This is a genomic window from Haloferula sp. BvORR071, from assembly GCF_000739615.1.
Lineage (GTDB): Bacteria > Verrucomicrobiota > Verrucomicrobiia > Verrucomicrobiales > Akkermansiaceae > Haloferula.
Genome location: NZ_BATP01000023.1, coordinates 143443 through 163274 on the forward strand (window position 1 = coordinate 143443; position 19832 = coordinate 163274).

A 19832-nucleotide genomic window follows, 5' to 3' on the forward strand; every position below is an offset into this window, starting at 1 on the left:
CCAAGCAGCTCGCCATCAGCGGTATGTAGTCCCGCCTTTAGGCGGACGAAGTAGTTCTGGCGGCGGAGTCTACCTGAAGACCCTCCGGAGAATGCGGCAGTTCAAGTAGCTTCTCTCATTCGGAGAATCTTCTATTTCTCCGGTCCCCCCTGTCACATCCCACCTTCCCCATTCGTCGGAATGACGAACCGGTGCCGCACCTACGTAAATTCCCCTTGCCTCCCGACCGTCTGGACGGTTTGCTCCCGACCGTCTGGACGGTATCTCCGTCTTTTCCCTTCTTTGACCCAATGGGAATCTCTCGCACCAATTCCGTCCGCGACGCCCTCCTCGACGCCGCCGAAACCGTCGCCGCCAAGGACGGCATCTCCCGCCTCACCTTCGATGCCGTCGCCGCGGAGGCCGGTGTCAGCAAGGGCGGCCTGCTCCACCATTTCACGAACAAGGACCAGCTCATCGAAGCCATGGTCCGTCGCACCGCCGAGGGCTGGCGCAAGCACTTCACCGACTCCTACAACGCCGTCGCGCCCGGCCCCGGCCGCATGGTTCGCGGACTCCTCCAGGGCTGCTTCACCGATGCCGAGCAGTGGACGGAGGACCTGCGCCGCAGTTATTCCTCCGTCTTCGCCGCGCTGGCCCAGAACCCCGCCTTGGTCGAGCCGATGCGCGAGGCCTACAACGAACTCTACACCCTCGTGGAGGCGGACGGCCTGCCGGACGGACTCGGCGAGACCCTGACCACCGCCATCGATGGCATGTGGTTCTACTGGGTCATGCGCCTCCGCCCCGTCGACCAGAACGCCTTGGACCGCATGCGCAAGACCCTGGAGGGCATCCTGCATCAAGCGATGCAAGCCACCAAGCAAAGCAGCTCTGAAACGACTACTCCTCAAGAACAACCATGAGAGCTTTTCAATGGATCGGATCATTCGTCCTGATCGGCGGCGTCGTTGCGGCCGGCACCGGACTGGCCGCGTGGAAGAAAGGTGAGATCGGGAAATCGGCGGCGGCCGCCGCCGGCATGCCGGAGCCGATGGAAGCCGCCGTGGTGGAGACCGCCACCGAGATGGAGCATCGCAAGTCCACCACCGCCATCGGCACCGTGCTGGCGATGCGTTCCGTGACCCTCCGCAACGAACTCGCCGGCACCGTCGCGAAGGCGGACCTGACGCCCGGCAAGATCGTCGAGACCGGCACCATCCTCGTCGCCCAGGATGTCTCGGTGGAAGAAGCCGAGCTCAAGGCCCAGCAAGCCCAGGCCGAGCTGACCCGCACCACCCTCGAGCGAACCGAGCGCCTGACCAGCAGCAGCGCCACTTCCAAAAAGGATCTCGACCAAGCCATCTCGGAGCGGGAAGTGATCCTCGCCCAGATGGAGCGCACCAAGGCGATGATCGCCCGCAAGGTGATCCGTGCGCCCTTCCGCGCCAAGGTCGGCATGGCAGATCTTCACCCCGGCCAGTATCTGGAAGAAGGCACCGTCCTCACCACGCTGCAGGGCGTCGATGAAGCGGTGCACGTCGACTTCACCGTGACCCAGGCCGTGAGCACCGGCTTGAAGGAAGGTGATACCGTCGAGGTCGTCGTCGCAAACAAGGACAGCATTCCCGCCACCATTGAAGCCATTGATGCCCGCGTGGACTCCAACACCCGCAGCGCCGTCATCCGCGCCAAGGTCGCCGACGCCAGCAAAGTCCCGCCCCCTGGCGCCTCCGTTCAGGTGAAGGTCCCCGTCGGTCCACCGCAGAAGTTCGTCGCCCTTCCCGTCAGCGCCCTTCGCCGCGGCCCCGAAGGCGACCACGTCTTCACCATCAATCCGGACAAGGAAGGCAAGCCACGCGCCCACCTGCAGATCATCCAGGTCGCCACCGTGCTAGGCGATATCGTCCTGATCGAAAAAGGCCTCAAGCCCGGCGACCAAGTCGCCTCCAGCGGCTCCTTCAAACTCCGCGAAGGCGTCCTAGTCGGCGCCGCCCCACCCAAGCCCGCGGAACAATAAGGCCTCGCCACGAATGCCACTCAGTTAAGGCAGATTCCGTGGAACGCCAGCACTGGGTGCGCCGGCTTTAGCCGGCCCGAGTGATCGGCCAGCCAAGGACACGCCCGTGGCTTCCTCACTGATCACTCCCCGCCCTTCCACTGCTCACTGATCACTGCTCACTCGGCACTTCAATGACCCGCTCCTCTTTCACCGATATCTTCATCAAGCACCCGGTGCTCGCCGTGGTGGTGAACCTCGTCATCGTCCTCATGGGCTGGCGCGCCATCGGTTCGCTGCCCATCCAGCAGTACCCGAAGCTCGAGAGCTCCTCGATCATCATCACCACGCTCTACTACGGAGCCAGTGCCGAGACCGCGCGCGGCTTCCTCACCACCCCGATCGAGCGCGTGGTGTCACAGATCGGCGGTGTCGATCACGTGGAATCCACCAGCCGCGCCGGCGTCAGCACGGTGACCGTGCACCTGAAGCTCAACCACAACACCACTGCGGCACTCGCTGAAGTAACAGCCCGCCTGCAACAGGTGCGCTCCGAGCTGCCACCGGAGGCAGAGCCACCGATGGTCGAAATCCAGCGCGCCGACCGGCCCTACGCGACCTTCTATCTCAGCTTCAATTCCAAGGAGCGTGGTGTCCCCGCGGTCACCGACTGGCTGACCCGCACGCTCCAGCCACAGTTCGCCACTGTGCCCGGCGTGCAACGCGTGACCATCGAAGGCGGCCGCCAGATCGCCATGCGCGTGTGGATCGATCCCGATCGCCTCGCCGCGCTCAACCTCACGCCCGGCGATGTCCATGAAGCACTCCGCCGCAACAACTACCTCGCCGCCGTCGGCCGAACCAAGGGCAAGCTGGTCGAGATCAACCTGCTCGCGAATACCGACCTGCGCTCGAAGGACGAGTTCGACAAGCTGATCGTCTCCGAACGCAACGGCGGAATCGTCCGCCTCAGCGACGTCGCAACCGTCGAACTCGGTTCCGAAGAGCCGGACTACATCGCGAAGTACAGCCAGAAGGAAGGTGTCTATCTCGGCGTCTGGCCGCTGGTCGGCTCGAACGAAATCGACGTCCAGAAGAAGCTGACGGAGGAGATGGACCGCATCCGCCCCACCTTGCCTCCGGACATTGAGATGAGCTTGGTCTGGGACGGCACCATGTTCATGCGCGAGGCACTCAAGGAGATCAGCAAGACCTTGATGGAGACGATTGGAATCGTCGGCCTCGCGGTCTTCATCTTCATGGGCTCCTTCCGCACCGCGTTGGTGCCGCTGATCGCCATGCCCATCTCGCTGATCGGCGCGGCGGGCATCATGCTGGCCTGCGGCTTCAGCCTAAACTTGCTGACCATCCTCGCCATCGTGCTCTCGGTGGGTCTGGTGGTGGATGATGCGATCGTGGTGGTGGAGAACGTCGAACGCCACGTCCACGAAGGAAAATCACGGATCCAAGCCGCCTTGATCGGGGCACGCGAACTCACCGGCCCGATCATCGCGATGACCATCACGCTCGGCGCGGTCTATGCGCCCATCGGCTTCCAAGGTGGCCTCACCGGCTCGCTCTTCTTGGAGTTCGCGATCACCCTGGCCGCAGCAGTGCTGGTCTCCGGCTTTGTCGCCCTGACCCTCTCGCCGGTGATGAGCTCGCGCTTCGTCCACGCCCGTGGCAAGGAAGGCCGCCTCACCCGCTGGGTGAATCATGGCTTCGAGAAGGTGAAGCGCGTCTATGCCGTGATGCTCGACGGTGCCCTTCAGATCCGCTGGGTGATCCTCGCCGTCGCGGTGCTGATCATGCTCGCGGCGATCCCCTTCTACATGTTCTCCGAGCGCGAAATGGCACCCGTGGAAGATCAGAGCCACATCAGCCTCTTCCTCGACACCCCGCCGGACGCCACCATCGACGCCGCGAACAAGGAATCGCTCGAGCTGGTCAAGACCGTGACCGAATTCCCCGAGGCGGAGTACATGTGGTCCCTCACCGCTGGCTGGGGCGGCTTCGGCGGCATGGTCGCGAAAGACTGGAAGCATCGCAGCCGCACCACCGAGGAGATGTATGGCGAACTCTTCGGCAGGGTCTCGCAGATCCCCGGCCTGCGGATCTTCCCGCGCCTCGATCCACCGCTGCCGACGCCCGGCCAATACGACGTCGAGCTGGTCCTGCAAACCGATCAGCCGGTCGAGCAGATGATCCAGAGCGCGAATGAGATCATCGGCGCGGGCTTCATGAGCGGCAAATTCCTCTACGTCGATACCGACCTCAAGATCGACCGCCCGGAAGCACGTGTGATGATCGACCGCGAACGCCTCGCCGACCTCGGCATGGACCTCGCCGGTGTCGGTCAGGAACTCGGCACCCTCCTCGGCGGTGCCTACGTGAACCGCTTCAATTACTTCGACCGCAGCTACAAGGTCATCCCGCAGCTCGGCGACAGCGACCGTGCCTCGGTGGGTCCCTTGCTCGACCTCAAGATCCGCACCCCGGATGGCCAGATGGTTCCGGTCTCCACCTTCACCAGCGTCGAGGCCCATGCCGCGCCGCGCACCCTCAACCGCTTCCAGCAGCGCAACTCCGTGCGGATCTTCGGCGGCGTACAACCCGGCGTCACCAAGGAAGCCGGACTCAAGGTCCTCGAAGATGCCGCCAAGGCCACCACCGGTCCAGGCGTCACGCTCGACTACGCCGGCGAGTCCCGCCAAATCCGCAAGGAAGGCTCCGCCCTGGTCGTCACCCTCGGCTTCGCCGTGATCCTGATCTACCTCGTGCTTGCCGCGCAGTTCCGCAGCTTCCGCGATCCCCTGATCATCCTGTTAGGCTCGGTGCCGCTGGCGATCTCCGGTGCACTGGTCTTCACCTTCCTCGATTTCACCACCATCAACATCTACTCGCAGGTCGGGCTGATCACCCTGGTGGGCCTGATCGCGAAGAACGGGATCCTGATCGTCCAGTTCGCCAACGAACTCCAGGAGCGTGGCCTCGAAAAGATGGCCGCCCTCCGCGAAGCCGCCCAGACCCGCCTGCGCCCCATCCTCATGACCACCGCGGCCACCGTCTTCGGCCACGCCCCGCTGATCTTCGTCACCGGCCCCGGCGCCCAGGCCCGCAACAGCATCGGCATCGTCCTCGTCGCCGGCATGATCGTCGGCACCCTCTTCACCCTCTTCGTCGTGCCCGCCTTCTACTCCATCATCGCCGCGAAGCACCGCAAGGCAGAGCCGATCGAGGAACCCGAGGAAGTCACCGAACTCGTCGCGAGTCCTGCCTGAGGCCTCCCTCAGATCATCCCCGATAACAGCCGCAGGCCCTCGGACTGCTGGGGTCATCCACAGCTTTTGAGTGCATCTGGCGGCGCTTTGAGGGTGTGGGTTGAATCAGCCTTCCCGGCACTGTGCTGCCGTTCTCGCGGGCACGAAGCCACAGGAAGATCGCTTCGTTCTGCTAGAACAGGTAGGCTCCACCCTGCATTCGAAAGCTGCGGATCACCGCTGCAGTCCAAAGCGGCTAACGCCGCAACCATCAGGCGGCACGCCTCATCTAACAAGATTACACAAACCTCACTCCTCCTTCCCCAACTCCTCCAACACCCCGTCCAATACACCCACCCCCGTCTTCGTCCCCTCGTGCAGCAGCAGGATATCCCCATCCCGCACACCCTGCGTCAGACATTGCACAATCCCTGCAACATCACTCCGCACCGTATCGAAAGCCCGCCGGTTCCAAGCCACCACCTCCATCCCCAGATCCTTGCACACCGGATGCGTGAACCAATTCCGGTGCCCCACCGGCGCACGGAACCAGCGCGGCTTCACCCCGGTGACTTCTTCAATCACCCGGCTGCACTCGGTGATCTCACGCCGGGTCCGCACCGCCCCGGCCGCCCAGAAGCTCCCGGCAGGATGAGTCATCGTGTGATTCGCGATCTCATGCCCGCGCCGCACGATCTCCCGCGCGAGCTCCGGGTAAGCCTTCACGTTCTTGCCAATCACGAAGAACACCGCCTTCGCACCGCGCGCATCGAGCAGATCGAGAATCGCAGGCGTGTCTTCCGGATGCGGGCCATCATCGATCGTGATCAGAGCGCCCTCACCTTCCACCCGCGACACCATCGGCCCGAACAAGCGGGCGTTCGGCAAGAAGGTCCCGCAGCACCAGATGATCCCAATCGGCGCGAGCCCTAACAGAAGTCCCGGCATCCCGTAACGCAGCAGCAGGACGAAGGCTGGCACGTGCGCCGCCAGTGCCAGGAAAAAGCGGAAGCGCCCGTTGAGGAAGGGCGGCATCGACATGAATACTTTCCAGGTCAGCGCCGCGTTGCAGAGGAAGTTCAGCAGGAAGAAAAGCACCCACAGCCCCGCCGCCCAAGTCACCCCGCTGCCGCCGGAGAAGACCAGCAGCCACACACTCCAGAGGGTCAGCACGAATTCCCAGCGCGCCCACTGGATTCCCGGATTCTTCCCGCCGAGACCGAAGGCGATGAGGTGAAGAAGGGCAAAAAGGCCCGGCAAAAGCCCTGCTACTGCCCCCCAAAAGCCACCTACCCGCCACAGGAAATCGAAGAGGAAGGCCCCCAGCACCAGCGGCACGAAGCGCGACAAAAACTTCCACTCCCCGCGGTGCAGCCCCTGCCCCTCCGCCATCCGCCGGACATCCCCCGCCGGCTGCGGACGGTGATGCCCGAAGATCCGAAAGAAGGGCGTAACTGCCCGATTGTCAGGCCGATATTCCGCAGTCCGGGGCCAGCTCATGCGCGCCCCCTTTCCTCGCGGCGCAGCACTGGTTCGAACACAAACCACTGGTCCCAGTGGCCCTTCACCACTTCTAGAATCGCCCCCGCCCACACCGGCGTCGCCGGATCTTCCGCCCTGCCGCGCACGCGCTCAGGCAGTTGCAGCGGTGGCTTCACCAGTATCCGGTAACGCCGCCAGCCATCCCGGATGATGAAGAGCGGGAAACTGGCCGCACCGGTGATCCTAGCCAAATAGAGCGGGCCTCGCGGCAGCCGCATCATCAGTCCCGGCTCGACCTCCGCTTCCATCGGCGAGACCTCGAAGATCACGCGGTCCCCTTGGACCGCGACGATGTCGCCATCGCCAAGGAAGCGGGCCAGCTCCACGCCGAGCATGTCGCCACCGGTATTGAAGCAGGTGCGGAACCACGGATTGAGCCGCTCCTTCTCGCGCTGCTCGGCCTCGCGGATTGCTTGCATCTCCGGCACACGCTCGGGCGCACGGACCGCATGAACCACACGGCCGAACTTGTCCGAGAACAGCGGCGCGGCCATATCGTAGTTCCCCATGTGTGCGGTGAGGATCAGGCTGCCCGCCGGGCGCGTCCGCAGGTCCTCGAAATGCTCAAGCCCATCGATCACCCAATCGACATCGCCGCTGCCGGTCTCGGCGCGCATGGCCTCGACGTAGGTATAGGCGAAATTGAGGAAGACCCGGTAGGCCCCGACCCAGGCACGCAGGCCTGACCAGTCCGGAAAAAGCGCCTGCAGGTTGCCCGCGACGGCGCGGCGTTGCTTGGCGGCGAGCAGGAAGAACAGGAAGGTCCAGGGCGGCACCAGCACAGGCTCCAGGAACCACGGCGCTACCTTCAGCCCGCGCATCAGGCAGCGCGTCGGCAAATCGCCGAAGATGCCGAGTCGCCGCCACCGGCTTGCTTGCTTAGTTTCCTCATCCGCCAAGGCGCGGGGAGCAAAGCGGCTGAGCGTCAGGGGGGCAAGCTTGCGACGTCTTGAATCTCAGTATCCAGCCTCCGCACCTTGACAGATTACCGCAGTTCCGGGCGTCTAAAGCCACTCATGCGCCTGTTCCTTGCCGCAATTTCCCTCCTGCTGGCCTTCCCCGCCGGGGCCCGGCCCGCCTTGGAAAAGCCGAATGTGATCGTGATCCTGCTGGATGATGCCGGTTATGGCGACTTTGCGCATACCGGGAATCCGGTGATCCAGACCCCGAACCTGAGCCGGATGGTCCGGGACGGCGCGAATTTCCCGCAGTTCTATTCCGGGGCCGGGGCCTGCACCGCCTCCCGCTACGCCATGCTGACTGGCCGCAACCACCTGCGCTCCGGCTTGCCCGCATGGGCGATCGGGCCCGACGTGAAACGCTACATCCACCCGCGCGAGCTGACGATCGCGGAGGGACTGAAGGCGCAGGGCTACGCCACCGGCATGTTCGGCAAGTGGCACCTCGGCACACCGAACGACAAGAACGGCATGGCAGTGGAAGCGCTGCCGCTGGCGAATGGCTTCGACCGCTGGATCGGCACGAATGTCTCCAACGACTACGAGACCGGCTCCAACCTCATGCAGGGCCCTTCCGACAAGAACACTCCGGTGACGGGCTACGAGATGATCGAGAGCGACATCGACCAGAACGTGCCGCTCCAGGAGGGCCTGACCAAGCGCTATGCGGATGCGGCGATCGGCTTCATCCGTGAGAAGAAGGATGTGCCCTTCTTCATCTACATGACGCCGAACATGCCGCACCTACCAGTGCATGCCTCGGCGGAGTTCAAGGGCACTTCGAAGCGCGGGCTGTATGGCGATGCGATCCAGGAGATCGACGCGAATCTCGGGCGAATCCGCGCAGCACTGGTGGATGCGGGGATCGAGAAGAACACGCTGATTATCTTCACCTCTGACAATGGGCCGTGGATCCAGTTCCAGAATACCGCGAAGCATCCGCGCTACGATGAGGCGCGCTTGTTGATCGGCTCGGCACAACCTTTCCGCGACGGCAAGGCATCGACTTGGGAAGGCGGCCAACGGGTGGTGGGCGCGTGGTGCTGGCCGGGGACGATTCCCGCGGAGACAGTAGTCGCTGAACCTGCTTCCAGTCTGGATGTCCTGCCGACGGTATTCTCGCTTACGGGAGCGAAGCTGCCGGAGGACCGGACCATCGACGGGCGGAACATCCGTCCGTTGTTAGGCGTGGAGCAGTGGCAGGGAGCGGTCCCTGACTTCCGCTTCATCTATGCAGACAGCACGGAGGTGAATGCCGCGCGCTTCGGGCCGTGGAAGATTCACACGAAGATCATCTCGCAGACGGGAAACATGTATGGCTTCACGGCGTCGCCGGAGAAGCCGCTGCTGTTCCAAGTGGAGCAGGATTTCTCGGAGCGGATCGATCGCGCGGCAGAGCAGCAAGAGAAGGTGAAGGAAGGCTTGGCGGTGATCCAGGCTTTCAAGGACTCGGTGGCGAAGGAGCGGAGTTTTTGGGATCAGGAGGGGAAATGACGAATACAGTGTCAGGTAGCAGCGGCTACTTGCCTTCGAACTCCTTGCGGACTTGTTCGGGGACTTCGTTTTCCGCGAGCCATTTGCGGGCAGCGGCGGGGTCGGCCTGAAACCAGAGTGCGAGGGCGCATTGGTAGCGGTTCACTTTCAGCGGGCCGTCCTGGAGGCGTGGGATTTCTGCGAGGATCAGAGGTGAGTCCTTCGCGTCGCCGCCGAGCAATAGATCCGACAAGAAGCCATTGGAGATCTTCTCGGGCCAGCGGCGGGTGAGGGCCAAGGCCTCCGCCAAACGGCCCTTCATGTACAGCCCATTGGCGATTGCGTATAGGGCTGCCTCGTGCATGGGGCCGGGCTCCATGTCCTCAAAGGCCTTGAGGGCCGCGGCTTCATCGGCCTTGAACCAATCCTGATAGATCGGCCCATAGTTCCGGGGGCCGATGTCATCGGGAAAGCGACGCGCGAAGGCCAGTTTGGCATCCGCGCCTTCCAGATTGGTGAGGACCAGGTGCATCACCTGTTCGCGCCGGACTCCTTCGAAAGAGTCAGCCCAGGCATAGAAGGTATCTGCGGGGATCTTGGAGAACCTGGGGTGGGCTTGCTCTACCAGCATGCGCCCGGACCGCTCTGGCACAGCCATCAATATCTCACGAATACGCGGCAGATCCCCAGCCAGCGCTTCCATGGCCCGCGCAAACCCGAGCACCCTGGGAGTAGAGCCGAGGTCGTCCTTTGATTTGAGGAAAGCAATGGCTGCGTCGGGATCCTTGTGGAGCCAGGCGGGGAGCACGTAGCTCTCCATCTTGTTAGCAGTCGCCCACGCCATCGCGGCTTGCGGATCCGACTCGGTCCATGCGGAGATGATCAAGAGATACCAGGCGCTGCCCGAGCTGGCACCGATCTTCTTCATGGTATCGAGGGCCAGGGCCCAATCGTCACCTTTGAAGGCGGCAACCAAGTCCAGGACGGCACGGGCGCCATCGGCCTCATTGGAAGTCGCGAAAATGGCACGGAGCCGCTGCTCCAAAACCTGAGGGTCAGAAGGCTTGGTTGCGGAGCGCCCGGCCTTGGTGTTCCGCGAGTCTTCCGGTGCCTTGGGAAGCGTAGCGGCTTGGTCCTTCGGACTGCTGATACCTGTATCCTGCCGGTCGATGGTATAGCGCGCACCCACGCACAAGGCGGAGCCGACGAGGAGCAGAGACACGGTGAGGGCGGTGGCGGTTTCCGGCTTCATCAGTCAGTATTTGAGTGGTTCAACTGGCCCCTTCAGGGCATCGCGCACTTCGGCGGGGAGTTCGTGAGCCTCCATCCATTTGCGGGCATCGGCTTCGCGGCGCTGGAGCCACCACTTGAGCCGGTTGACTAGAACCTCATTGCGTAGGGTGGCATCCTTGATCGGGAGCATCTGTTCGATCCCGAGGGCCACGTCTTCGATCGCGCATTCCTGGCCCATTTCCGCTAGCACCATGTCGGTCGCGGCTCCCGGATAGCGATGCAGCAGGGCGAAGATTTCCGGGGGATTGGAGTTAACCGCAGCTACGCAGTATCCCGCCACCGCCTGATCCTGGAGGCTACCCGCAGGGACCTTGTCGATCGCGGCCAAGGCGTCCTCGGGGTGAAATCCCTGCCAACTCCGGAAGATGTTTACCATGGGTAACAGCTTCTGCGCACCTTCATCCGCGATGTATAACTCCAAGGCGTGCTCACCTCTGCCGCTATTCGCCAAGGACTCGAAACTCCATGCCAGAAGCGCGCTGTATTGCCCCCCGCGCTCTTGTCCCACCGCATCTAACAGAGCCTCGATCCTTCCGGCGCCACTGCCCGACAATTGGGAAGCCAACTGCTTGGTCGCCTCGATGCGGTCTTTCTCCTCCGGAATCGACTCAAGGCCCTTGACCGCAGCCGGGAAATCCCTGGATGCGGTGCCGGCAAGCACCGCGATCAGAGCTTCCCGTGCTTTCACATCTGGTCCAGTAGCTGCGGGGATATGGTGGACGACCCAATCAAGGGCTGCAGCAGGGTCCGCTTCCCCCCAAGGTTCCAGCACCCGGACCAAGGCAGCTTCGGCCGAACTTCCCTTGGCCCAAGCGACGGCGGCAAGAGGATTGGCCTTGGTCCAAGCTCCGATGAAGATCCCGAACTCGGCACCATAAAGCGAGGCCTTCAACTGTTCCAGTTGGGCCGCGGTCTCGGCAAATTGATCGCTGCCAAGTTCATCGATGAAAGCGAGCATGGCACGGGGGCGCTCCACGGCACTGGGAATCGCAAGAATCAGGCGAAGACGCTCGAGCCGTTCCGCTGCGGAGAGCGGCGAGCCTCTTCCTGTCCGCGCGCGGGAGTTTGCGCTTGAGCCTGCCTCCCCTGCCCCTGAGCGGGGCGGCTCCGCCACGGCATTCTCCGGTGAACTACTACGCAAGGCGTAGCTGGCGGATGCCATGAAAATGATGGCGGCCGCAGCGATGGCGGTTTTCTGAGCGGTGGTCATGGCGAGATGGACGTTAAAGCTGCTGGCAGCCAGAGGTGCCGCGCCTTTGGCCGCGGCGGAGACGGCGAGCACGTAGGACCCGGGAACGGGAGTGGCGGCATGCGCGGGGAGGATGGTGGCGAGTGCAGCGGCGGTGGTGGAGATGCCTTTCTTGGCAAGGAGGGCGCGCAGCTTCTCCAGGGCCCGCGCAGCGCGCTTCTTGGTCGCCGCCTCGCTGAGGCCGAGTTGCCGGGCCACAGCGGCGTGCGGCTCGTTCCGATAGTAGCGAAGCAGAAGCAAATCGCGGTCCGCCGCGGGCAGGCGGTTGACCAGGTTGTCGATGACCGGAGCCAACTCCGACCAGACTGGAGACGGGCTGGTGTCCATGAGGGCGGGATCAAGGGAGATGAGTTCGCGCTTCTTGCGGCGTTCCTCACTGCGGACGAGATCAATCGCGAGGTGGTGGGTCACGCGGTGGAGCCAAGCAGCGAGGGAGAGATCCTTGGGTATCAAGGCGGCGCGCTGGGCAAGCCGCAGGAAGGAATTCTGCGCGACGTCGCGGGCCAATTCCTCGTTGCCAGTGACCCGCCGGGCGACGCCATGGACCACCGCCAGATGCCGCTCCACCAATTGGCGGAAGGCAGCGTCATCGTGCCGCGTGATGAAGCGATCGAGCAGTTCCCGGTCGGATGGTTCCATGATCCAAGCGATATCCGTCGCCAGCGGAAAGTTGGAGACAGGAAATTGGCAAAGTTTCAGGCGGGAGAGATTCGACCAAGATGGATCGGATGGATAGGATCAGGGTGGAAATCGATGAGAACTTGCCGCTGGGGCTCATGGTGAGATAGGCGATGCGGGAATGAGCACGATCTTGATCCGCCCCATTCGCGAGAGCGATGTCCCGGGCTTCCATGCCGCGGTCCATGCGGTGTGCCGGGAGAAGCGCTACCTGGCGACTGTAGTTTCACCGCCGATTGAGAAGACCGCGCTATTCGTATCGGGCAATGTGAAGAACGGGCATCCGCAGTTCGTGGCGGATGATGCGGGGATCATCGTCGGCTGGTGCGATGCGATTCCGGGGAGCGATGGCAGGGCGCACATCGGTCGCCTCGGGATGGGAGTGTTGAAGGAGCACCGGGGACAAGGCTTGGGGAAGCGCTTGTTGGAGGCGACGATTGATGAGGCGCAGAGGATTGGTTTGGAGAAGATCGAACTGTCAGTTTATCTGTCGAATGAGCCAGCGATCGCTCTATACCGGAGCTTTGGGTTTGTGGAGGAGGGGCTGAAGAAGCGCGGGAGGCTGGTGGAGGGGATTTATGATGATGTGGTGCTGATGGGGTTGTTTTTGAGGGAGGGGACTTAGGCCTGAAGCAAGCGGCTTGGGGAGTTCCCCGGACGCAACCTGAAAAGTTCCGCTACTTTTGCGGAGGAAGACGCAGATTCGCGTCACGCTTTCTTGCACTGGTCGGGGCTACGGGCTTAATTTTCAGGGAAACCCGGGAAAAATCATGTCTGAAAACCCTCCCCGCCGCCCGCGGATCCTCGTCGTCACTCCTGAGATCACCTATCTGCCGGAAGGAATGGGCAACTTGGCCCAGCGCATGTGCGCGAAGGCCGGTGGTCTGGCCGATGTTTCCGCCTCGCTCGTGAAGGCCCTCTATGACCAAGGCGCCGATGTGCATGTCGCGCTGCCGAACTACCGCCGGATGTTCCACCTGGACGTGGCGAGCGTGTTTGACAACGAGTTCCAGAAGGTCAGCCGGGCCCTGCCGGAGCAGCGCATCCACCTGGCCCAAGACCGGGTCTTCTACCACCGTTCCAGTGTGTATGGCGCGGAGAATCACCTGATCGCCCTGGCCTTCCAGCGTGAGGTGATCAACCACACCATCCCGCAGGTGCGGCCGGACCTGATCCACTGCAATGACTGGATGACCGGCCTGATCCCTGCCGTGGCGAAGCGGCACGGGATCGCCTCACTCTTCACGGTCCACAACATCCACTCCGAGCACCTGACGCTGGCGCAGATCGAGGACCGGGGGATTGATGCGGCGGACTTCTGGCAGCACCTGTTCTTCCGCCGCGCGCCCTATTCCTATGAGGAAAGCCGCAGCGGAAATCCGGTGGATCTGTTGACGAGCGGGATCTTCGCGGCGGATCACGTGAATACGGTGAGTCCGACCTTCCTGGAGGAAATCGTCGGCGGTGGGCATTCCTTCATTCCGGATGCGATCCGCAACGAGCTGCGCGGCAAGAAGCATTCGGACTGCGCGACGGGCATCCTGAATGCGCCGGATCCTGTCTTTGATCCCGCGAGCGATCCCTACTTGAGCCACCACTTCGGCCCGAAGGATCACATTGAGGGCAAGCGCAAGAACAAGCTGGAGCTGCAGGAACGCCTGGGTCTTGCGGGCGATCCGGATGTGCCGCTGTTCTACTGGCCGTCGCGCCTGGACCCGGTGCAGAAGGGCTGCCAATTGCTCACGGAGATCCTCTACGATCTGGTCTCGAAGAACAAGATTCAGATCGCGGTGGTGGCCAGCGGCAATTTCCAGAAGCACTTCCTGAACATCGTCAAAGGCCACAACCTCTGGGACCGGGTGGCGGTGCGGGACTTCGACGAGAAGCTATCCCACATTGCCTACGCGGGCAGCGATTTCATCTTCATGCCCTCGTCCTTCGAGCCCTGCGGCCTGCCGCAGATGATCGCGCCGAAGTATGGCAGCCTGACGGTGGCCCACGATACCGGCGGCCTGCACGATACGGTGGAGCCGCTGGATGTGGCGGGAAACAAGGGCAACGGCTTCCTGTTCCGCCACTTCAATGCCGACGGCCTGCGCTGGGCGATCGGCGAGGCGCTGAAATTTCACGCCCTGCCAGCGGAAGACCGGGCCAAGCAACTGGCGCGGGTGATGGCGGAATCGTCAGCAAGATTCAATCACGAGACGACCGCGGCGGACTATATCAAGCGCTACGAGCAGATGCTCAACACCACGGTCACCGCCTGAGACGAAACAAAATGAAGCGCCGCACATTCCTGGGAAGCACCGCCGCTGCTGCCGGCATCCTGCCACGCCTCGCCGCTGCGGCTGAAGGCGGCGATTCCGAGCCGATCCTGCGCTTCGGCTTGATCACGGATGCGCAGTACGCGGATTGCGAGGCGGAGGGCGAGCGGCACTACCGCTCGACGCCGGAGAAGCTGAAGCGCGCGGTGGAAGCACTGCACGGGGAGAAGCTACCCTTCACCCTGCACCTCGGGGATTTCATCGACCGAGAATTCAAGTCCTTCGACGTGATGCTGCCGCTACTGAACGGCCTGGAGCATCCGGTATATCACTTGCTGGGAAACCACGACTACTCGGTGGCGGACACGGAGAAGGCGCGGATCGTTTCCACGCTAGGGATGTCGCACGACTACTATACTTTCCGTAGCAAGGGGATCCGCTTCATCATGACGGACACGAATGACCTTTCGGTCTATCGCAATCCCTCGGACTCCCCGGAAACGGCCAAGGCCAAGGATGTCCTCAAAGGCCTCGAGGCGGCGAATGCACCGGGGGCGAAGCCGTGGAACGGCGGCATGTCCAATGTGCAACTGGCTTGGCTGGAGCGGGAGCTTTCGGCCGCTGATGCGGCGAAGGAAAAGGTGATCGTGTGCGGGCACCATCCGCTGATCCCGGCGGGCATGCACCAGGTGTGGAATCACGCTGAGATCATCGCGATGCTGGAACGGCATCCCTGCGTGATGGCGTGGTTCAACGGCCACAACCACGCGGGTGCCTTTGAGGAACGGAACGGGATCCCCTACGTGACCTTCCGCTCGATGCTGCATTTCCCGGAGAACAATGCTTACTCGGTCGTGGAGGTGCACTCCGATCGCATCCTGATCAAGGGCTTCGGGCGCGAGGTTTCGCGGGAGCTGAAGCTGCGGGCTTGAGCCGATTCCTTATCGACCGCTACAGATTCCGCCGCTGACGCGTGGTGGAATCGCCTCGGCGCGGACTTCGGCAATCGTGGTGGCATGAAAGCCCTCGCGGTCTTGTTTGTGTGCCTTTCCTCTCTCGCGCTAGCCGAGATCCAATCGCCGGTACCGGAAAAGCTGCGGCAGGACTTCAAGCTGGATCCCTTTTACGCCAAGTGCGTGATGGTTGGGGACTTCCCGATCGTGGCCTCAGCGAAGGTCAATGATGCTGCGCTCACCGAAGCTGAGGTGATCGTGAAATCGATGCTCGCGGGACGTGAGGACATCCTCACCGCAATGGCGAAGAACAAGGTCCGCCTCACCGTGATGGCCACTTCCGAGCGGACCTGCGATGCACCGGAGCACTCGGACCTGACGCCAAAGGAATACTGGAACCGGCGGGCACGCGGACTGGGTGCGACTACCGCAAGGCCCTCGGTGAGCTGCGGGGAAGAGAATCTGCTCAACTGTCCCGGCGATCCGTATTCTACGGAAAACATCATGGTGCATGAGTTCGGCCACGCGATCCACCAAATGGGCGTGAACAGCATCGACAAGACTTTCGACCGGCGGCTGAAGGAGACCTACGAGGCGGCGATGAAGGCGGGAAAATGGAAGAACGGCTACGCTGCCGAGAACTACTACGAGTATTGGGCGGAGGCGGTGCAGTCGTGGTTCGGGACAAATCGCGAGAATGACTCAATCCACAATCATGTGAATACCCGTGCGGAGCTGCTGGAATACGATCCCGGCGTGGCCAAGCTCTGCGCGGAGGTGTTCCCCAATAACGACTGGACCTACCGTCGCGCCGATGATCCAGCCCGCAAGGACGAGCCCCACTTGAAGGGGCTCGATCGGAGCAAGCTGCCGAAGTTCGAGTGGAGCGAGGCGGAGAAGAAGGCGGATAAGAAGGACTAAGCCGGGCAGGGCACCGCGCTGGCGACAGCCTCCAGGATCGAGATCATCCGGCGTTGGGTCGGAGCATCCTTCACGGCGACGCGAATGGCGAACTCGCCAAGCGCCGAACCCATCTTTCCGGCATCGCGGAGGAAGAGGTTTTGCACTCGTGCCTGCTTCACGATTTCGGCGGCGGTGGGACCGTCCTCGGGGAGATGGGCGAGGACGAAATTCGCGCAGCCGGGCACGACATCCCAGCCAAAGCCCCGCAGGGCCTTCTCCAGCTGCTTCCGCAGAGCATGGGTCTCGGCGATACGGGAAGCATAGTAGCCGGGATCCTGGAGCGCCCGTACCGCAGCCACTTGGGCAGGCAGGCTGACGACCCAGGGAGGGGTGAAGGCGCGGAGTTCCTCAAGGTGATGCGGACCGGCACACAGGTAGGCGACCCGGGCGCCGCTGAGGGCATAGACCTTCGACATCGACTTGCAGACGATGAGTGAATCGTAGCGCGATACCAGTGGCTCGACGCTTTCGCCGGTGTAGTCGATGTAGGTTTCGTCGATCCATACCCTCGTCCGCGCTGTTGCGGACTTGAGCAGGGACTCGATCTCGCCGCAGGTGAGTCCGCGGCCGGTGGGGCTGTTCGGGTTCACGATGACGACTAAGTCCGGGCCACGGGAGATGAGTTCCCGCAGGCGATCCAGATTCACGGCGTAGCCATCGGAGCGGCGCAATGGCAGGCGCTCCACGTGGCAGCCGATGACCTTTTCCAGGACATGGGCATACTCGCCATAGGTCGGATCCAGCAAAACGGCATGCGAGTCGCGGTTCAGCCAACGAGGAAAGGCGCGGAAGATCAGGTCAGAGGATCCGGCACCCGGCAGGATGCAGGACTCAGGAACACCACCGGCCGCCGAGATCGCGGCGATCAAACCCTCGCAGCCGGTGGGCGGCGAGGTCCGCAGGAGCCAAGGCAGATGCGAGGAAAGGCTTTCCAGCACGCCGGGAGCTGGAGGAAACCATGCATCGAGGACATCCGCATTGATCACCGTGCGCGATTTATCCAGCGAGTCGAAGCCGCTGCCAACCGCGTCAAAGAAGGCACCGCCATGGAAACATGCCGCGGGCTTGCGCAGCGGCACTTGCAGTTCCCAGCGTATGGAGCGCTCGACCCGTCGCAGCAGATCTTCCCTTCGATCGAGACCGTCGCGGACCACCGACACCGGCGCCTGCATCAGATCGTAGGTGACCGCACCCGAGCGCACCGACATGCCTGCTTCCGCAAGACCCACGCGGCGATACATGTCCACCACCTCACGGCGCCCGATCGCAACGATGCGGGTGCCGCCACGCGACTCGATCCAGCGGAAAGCCGCGATCATCAGCGCCACAGCAGCATCCGAGGCGCGATAGTCCGGCAGCACGGTGAGAAGGCGGATCTCGTAGGTGCCGCCATCCGGAGTGAAGGGCAGCTCCTCGCGCCGGAAGTATTTGTCGATCGAGTAGCCGTGCGGCCCCGGCGGCGTGATGCTTACGAAGCCTGCGAGCATGCCGCCACAAGTCGCGGCGATGTAACGGTTCGAGGTATCAAGCGCATCCGTCAGACGGCCCACGTCATTCGCCGGATGTTGGCCGATCTCCAGCGCATAGACCGCATGCCGGGCCCGGTAGATCGCTTCGCGCAGATCGCCCGGGGCCTCGGCAAGCGTGATCGGCAGGTGACATGCGCGGTTCGACATCTTGCCACGCTGCCGGAAATCCGGCTCCGCGGGGCATCGATAATCACGCGTGCATCATCGGCGGAATCAATCCTTCCGCTTCAGCAGCGGGAAGAGGAGCACGTCGCGGATCGTCGGCGCACCGGTGAGCATCATGATCAGGCGGTCGATGCCGATACCGATACCACCGGCCGGCGGCATGCCGTGCTCGAGGGTCTCGATGAACTCGTAGTCGACCTTCTGCGTTTCCTCACCGGACTGGTGCTCCAAGCGTTCGCGCTGGACGTCGGGATCGTTGAGCTCCGAGTAACCGGGCGAGATCTCCTGGCCGTTGATGACGAGCTCGTAGACCTCCACGGTCTTGCCGCCGGGGCTGAGTTTGGCAAGCGGCACCAGTTGGCTCGAAACACGCTGAACGAAGCAGGGATCGAAGCTCTTCTCCTCCACCAGCTTTTCGAAGACCTGCTGGATCACCTCGTGGTCTTCCATCTCCTTCGAGATCTGCACACCGAGCTGTTCGCAACGCTCGCGGCGCTGCTGCGGGGTGATGTCGAAGAAGTCGGCACCGGCGGCCTCGGCGACGAGATCGTTGTAGTCGGCACGCTTCCAAGGACGCTCGAGGTTGATGGTGCGGACCACGTTGCCTTCCTCGTCCTTGTGCTCGATCTTCAGGCCGCCGCAGAACTTCTCCGCGAGGCCGCAGATCAGCGACTCGACGAGATCCGCCATGATCTCGAAGTCACCGAAGGCCTGATAGGCCTCCAGCATGGTGAACTCCGGATTGTGGCGACGCGAAATGCCTTCGTTGCGGAAGTTGCGGTTGAGCTCGAAAATCTTGGTGAAGCCACCGACCAGCAGGCGCTTCAGGAAAAGCTCCGGCGCGATGCGCAGCGTGAGCGGCATGCCCAGCGCATTGTGGTGCGTCTCGAAGGGACGGGCCGCGGCACCACCAGGGATGTCCTGCAGCATCGGCGTCTCGACTTCAAGGTAGCCGCGCTCGTGGAAGAAGTTGCGGATCTCCGCGAGCATGCGGCTGCGGGTCACGAAGATCGCGGCGCTTTCCTCATTCGACATCAGGTCGAGGTGGCGCTTGCGGTACTTGATCTCGCGGTCGGCCACACCGTGCCACTTGTCGGGCATCGGGCGCAGGGACTTCGAGAGAACGGTGAACTTGGCGACCTTCACAGAGGGTTCGCCAGTGCGGGTCAGGAAGGTCTCGCCCTCGATGCCGAGCCAATCGCCGCGGTCGAGGCACTCGAAGATCTCACGGTCGTGGTCGGAAAGCTCCTTCACGGAGATGTAGCCTTGGATCGAGCCGAGGATATCGCCGATGTGGAAGAAGCAGGACTTGCCCATGTTGCGCAGGCCGGTGATGCGGCCGGCGACCTTCACCTGCTGGCCTTCGGCGAAATTCGCGCGCAGATCGGCCGGCGTGTGTGTCGTTTCGAAGGCGGCACCGAAGGGGTCCACGCCCAGTGCGCGCAATTTACCGAGTTTCTCACGGCGCACAGCGATGAGTTCAGCTTCGGTCGATTGGGGCTGCGTGGTTTCGGACATGGCGGCGC

Annotated in this window: 14 protein-coding genes; 8 read left to right on the forward strand and 6 right to left on the reverse strand. The window is 63.0% G+C overall.

From position 1 onward, the window contains the following. Positions 1-290: 290 nt before the first annotated feature. From BV071_RS32880 to BV071_RS12545, 3 genes are all read left to right on the forward strand, one after another. A complete protein-coding gene (locus BV071_RS32880) occupies positions 291-905 on the forward strand; it encodes a TetR/AcrR family transcriptional regulator (RefSeq protein ID WP_052573262.1) in 615 nt (204 codons plus the stop codon). Further along, complete coding sequence (locus BV071_RS12540; RefSeq protein ID WP_035607296.1) at positions 902-1999, forward strand: efflux RND transporter periplasmic adaptor subunit; 1098 nt, start codon at positions 902-904, stop codon at positions 1997-1999. The genes BV071_RS32880 and BV071_RS12540 overlap by 4 nt, the downstream gene beginning before the upstream one ends. Positions 2000-2172: 173 nt before the next feature. Next, complete coding sequence (locus BV071_RS12545; protein ID WP_035607299.1) at positions 2173-5259, forward strand: efflux RND transporter permease subunit; 3087 nt, start codon at positions 2173-2175, stop codon at positions 5257-5259. 288 nt (positions 5260-5547) lie between these two features. Here BV071_RS12545 and BV071_RS34740 read toward each other — a convergent pair whose 3' ends face one another. Both BV071_RS34740 and BV071_RS12555 read right to left on the reverse strand, forming a co-directional pair. After that, the gene (locus BV071_RS34740; RefSeq protein WP_081885960.1) at positions 5548-6738 is read right to left on the reverse strand and encodes a polysaccharide deacetylase family protein; all 1191 of its coding nucleotides are present in this window, start codon (positions 6736-6738) and stop codon (positions 5548-5550) included. After that, a complete protein-coding gene (locus BV071_RS12555) occupies positions 6735-7619 on the reverse strand; it encodes a hypothetical protein (protein WP_265594373.1) in 885 nt (294 codons plus the stop codon). The genes BV071_RS34740 and BV071_RS12555 overlap by 4 nt, the downstream gene beginning before the upstream one ends. Before the next feature lie 177 nt (positions 7620-7796). On the opposite strand from BV071_RS12555, the gene BV071_RS12560 reads away from it, so the two are divergent. Beyond that, positions 7797-9233, forward strand: coding sequence for a sulfatase-like hydrolase/transferase (locus BV071_RS12560; RefSeq protein WP_035607301.1), 1437 nt, complete (start codon positions 7797-7799; stop codon positions 9231-9233). A gap of 25 nt (positions 9234-9258) precedes the next feature. On the opposite strand, the gene BV071_RS12565 is transcribed toward BV071_RS12560, so the two are convergent. Next, complete coding sequence (locus BV071_RS12565) at positions 9259-10464, reverse strand: hypothetical protein (protein ID WP_035607304.1); 1206 nt, start codon at positions 10462-10464, stop codon at positions 9259-9261. Between the two features lie 3 nt (positions 10465-10467). After that, positions 10468-12393 (reverse strand): sigma-70 family RNA polymerase sigma factor, encoded by a 1926-nt coding sequence (locus tag BV071_RS12570; RefSeq protein ID WP_035607307.1) that lies wholly within the window; start codon positions 12391-12393, stop codon positions 10468-10470. 160 nt (positions 12394-12553) lie between these two features. Between BV071_RS12570 and BV071_RS12575 the strand changes: the two genes are divergently transcribed. The 4 genes from BV071_RS12575 (at position 12554) to BV071_RS12590 (ending at position 16570) form a co-directional block, all read left to right on the forward strand. Further along, on the forward strand, positions 12554-13057 hold the full coding sequence (locus tag BV071_RS12575; protein WP_035607310.1) for a GNAT family N-acetyltransferase: 504 nt from the start codon (positions 12554-12556) through the stop codon (positions 13055-13057). Between the two features lie 145 nt (positions 13058-13202). Beyond that, positions 13203-14699 carry a glycogen/starch synthase gene (locus tag BV071_RS12580; protein WP_035607312.1) on the forward strand — a complete coding sequence of 499 codons (1497 nt, stop codon included), beginning with the start codon at positions 13203-13205 and terminating at the stop codon, positions 14697-14699. An 11-nt stretch (positions 14700-14710) separates the two neighbouring features. Beyond that, complete coding sequence (locus tag BV071_RS12585) at positions 14711-15628, forward strand: metallophosphoesterase (protein WP_035607315.1); 918 nt, start codon at positions 14711-14713, stop codon at positions 15626-15628. An 84-nt stretch (positions 15629-15712) separates the two neighbouring features. Beyond that, on the forward strand, positions 15713-16570 hold the full coding sequence (locus BV071_RS12590) for a hypothetical protein (protein ID WP_052573264.1): 858 nt from the start codon (positions 15713-15715) through the stop codon (positions 16568-16570). Here BV071_RS12590 and BV071_RS12595 read toward each other — a convergent pair. Then, the gene (locus tag BV071_RS12595) at positions 16567-18288 is read right to left on the reverse strand and encodes a histidinol-phosphate transaminase (protein ID WP_052573266.1); all 1722 of its coding nucleotides are present in this window, start codon (positions 18286-18288) and stop codon (positions 16567-16569) included. The genes BV071_RS12590 and BV071_RS12595 overlap by 4 nt on opposite strands. 66 nt (positions 18289-18354) lie before the next feature. Then, positions 18355-19824 carry a lysine--tRNA ligase gene (gene lysS / locus BV071_RS12600; protein ID WP_035607320.1) on the reverse strand — a complete coding sequence of 490 codons (1470 nt, stop codon included), beginning with the start codon at positions 19822-19824 and terminating at the stop codon, positions 18355-18357. Positions 19825-19832: the final 8 nt, after the last annotated feature.

Excerpts from the sequence above, each read along its gene's own strand:
- BV071_RS32880 (WP_052573262.1), top strand. The coding sequence starts at position 291 with ATGGGAATCTCTCGCACCAATTCCGTCCGCGACGCCCTCCTCGACGCC.
- BV071_RS12540 (WP_035607296.1), top strand. The coding sequence starts at position 902 with ATGAGAGCTTTTCAATGGATCGGATCATTCGTCCTGATCGGCGGCGTC.
- BV071_RS12545 (WP_035607299.1), top strand. The coding sequence starts at position 2,173 with ATGACCCGCTCCTCTTTCACCGATATCTTCATCAAGCACCCGGTGCTC.
- BV071_RS34740 (WP_081885960.1), bottom strand. The coding sequence starts at position 6,738 with ATGAGCTGGCCCCGGACTGCGGAATATCGGCCTGACAATCGGGCAGTT.
- BV071_RS12560 (WP_035607301.1), top strand. The coding sequence starts at position 7,797 with ATGCGCCTGTTCCTTGCCGCAATTTCCCTCCTGCTGGCCTTCCCCGCC.
- BV071_RS12565 (WP_035607304.1), bottom strand. The coding sequence starts at position 10,464 with ATGAAGCCGGAAACCGCCACCGCCCTCACCGTGTCTCTGCTCCTCGTC.
- BV071_RS12570 (WP_035607307.1), bottom strand. The coding sequence starts at position 12,393 with ATGGAACCATCCGACCGGGAACTGCTCGATCGCTTCATCACGCGGCAC.
- BV071_RS12575 (WP_035607310.1), top strand. The coding sequence starts at position 12,554 with ATGAGCACGATCTTGATCCGCCCCATTCGCGAGAGCGATGTCCCGGGC.
- BV071_RS12580 (WP_035607312.1), top strand. The coding sequence starts at position 13,203 with ATGTCTGAAAACCCTCCCCGCCGCCCGCGGATCCTCGTCGTCACTCCT.
- BV071_RS12585 (WP_035607315.1), top strand. The coding sequence starts at position 14,711 with ATGAAGCGCCGCACATTCCTGGGAAGCACCGCCGCTGCTGCCGGCATC.
- BV071_RS12590 (WP_052573264.1), top strand. The coding sequence starts at position 15,713 with ATGAAAGCCCTCGCGGTCTTGTTTGTGTGCCTTTCCTCTCTCGCGCTA.
- BV071_RS12595 (WP_052573266.1), bottom strand. The coding sequence starts at position 18,288 with ATGTCGAACCGCGCATGTCACCTGCCGATCACGCTTGCCGAGGCCCCG.
- lysS (WP_035607320.1), bottom strand. The coding sequence starts at position 19,824 with ATGTCCGAAACCACGCAGCCCCAATCGACCGAAGCTGAACTCATCGCT.